This window comes from Lysinibacillus sp. NPDC093688, from assembly GCF_050280145.1.
Taxonomy (GTDB): domain Bacteria; phylum Bacillota; class Bacilli; order Bacillales_A; family Planococcaceae; genus Lysinibacillus; species Lysinibacillus xylanilyticus_B.
The window spans coordinates 1-1463 of record NZ_JBNNUX010000103.1 but is presented as its reverse complement, the minus strand read 5'-3'; the positions used below and the strand labels follow the sequence as shown (position 1 = coordinate 1463).

1 protein-coding gene is annotated in these 1463 nt (G+C 35.7%); it reads right to left on the bottom strand.

What is annotated here, in order from left to right:
• Positions 1 to 37: 37 nt before the first annotated feature.
• Positions 38 to 1368, bottom strand: a protein-coding gene (locus ACQKN2_RS25250; RefSeq protein WP_427417366.1) for an IS3 family transposase whose coding sequence is annotated in 2 segments (ribosomal slippage) — positions 38 to 984 and positions 984 to 1368 — 1332 coding nt in all. Because the reading frame shifts where the segments join, the coding sequence is not laid out codon by codon here.
• Between the last annotated feature and the right edge of the window lie 95 nt (positions 1369 to 1463).

The window sequence follows — 1463 nt, the reverse complement described above, 5'->3', positions numbered from 1 at the left end:
TAAATTGTACCCTTTGTAAAGGACATTTTAAAAAAGGTTAGGCAACTTTTTGAAGCTGCTGTCTGTATTTTGCAGGCGGTAGCTTTTTTAAATTCCATTGCCCTCGATAATGATTGTAGTAAATCATATAACTCTTAATTTCTTTCTTTACTTCTTCTAACGTTTCACATGTTCTAATAGTTGTTTCATCTTTAAAATGCCCAAAGAATGATTCTTGAGGCGCATTATCCCAACAATTTCCACTGCGTGACATGGACTGTCCTAAGCCAATTTTCTTCACTAAGGCTCGGAATTTTGGATTCGTATAGTGGAAACCTTGATCCGAATGGATAAAGGCATCTTCCCTTAAATGGCGATGCTTCTTCAATTTATGTAACGTGTTGAGCGCAATTTCTATACTCAATGTAGAAGATACTTCATAAGCTAAAATTTCATTTGTTTCGGCGTCTTTTATCGTTGATAAATAAGCACGTTTACCACCGCCATATGTTAAATATGTGATATCGGTTAGTAATACTTTTCCTGCTACACCTTGCTTGAAGTTGCGGTGTAAATTGTTAGGGCATGTGCGATGTTCCTTCGTGGCTTTTGCCATACGACGTGCTGGATTCGCTTTTCGAATGGGGCAGATAATATTAAATTTCTTCATAATGCGACGGATACGCTTGAGGTTGTACGTAATTTCATATTGGTTTTCGAGTGTCATTTTTATTTGACGTGCACCTTTCTTTCGTCCTCGAAAATGAAAGGCCTTTAAAATAACTTCTTTCACCACTTCATCTTCTTCATTCTGTTTTTGACGAGTCAAGACAGCTTCTTCACTAAAATAGCGATAGTAGCCTGAGCGTGAAACATTTGCGATTTCACAAAGATATCGTACCATTCGTTTTAATTGATATTTTTCAATTATTTGATGGATTAACTCAAATTTTTGTGTAGTACTTATTTTGATTTCTTCCTCATCAGCTGCCTTTCGAGTTGATCTAGCTTTTTTAAAAGTTCGTTTTCTGCTTCTAACAATTTCATCTTCGCCTCTAAACGGGCGTATTTTTCTTCTAAACTTAATTCACGCTCTAAAGGGCGACCTGAAGTATGTTTTCTGGCATCTTCTAAACCTGTTAGCCCATGCTCTTTATAAGCCGTACGCCAACGATTCGAAGCTCTCCGAATACGTGTTGGACCAAGGGCTTCAATGTCAAAACCCGCCTCAAGAAAAATTTCACTTGGATATTTTCCTTTATCGTATTCATCAATAAAAAATTCTTTAAATTCATCTGTATAAGTAATGGCTTTCGAGCTTACCGTTTTGACGTATGGATTTAATTTTAATTGTGCCTGTTGTTGTTTCGAAAATAAATTTTTAGTCATACTATTTACCACCGCTCGTTTTTTTCTTCATTATAAACAAAAATACCCTATAAGATGACCTTTTTGAAAGTGTCTATCTTATAGGGTACATTTTA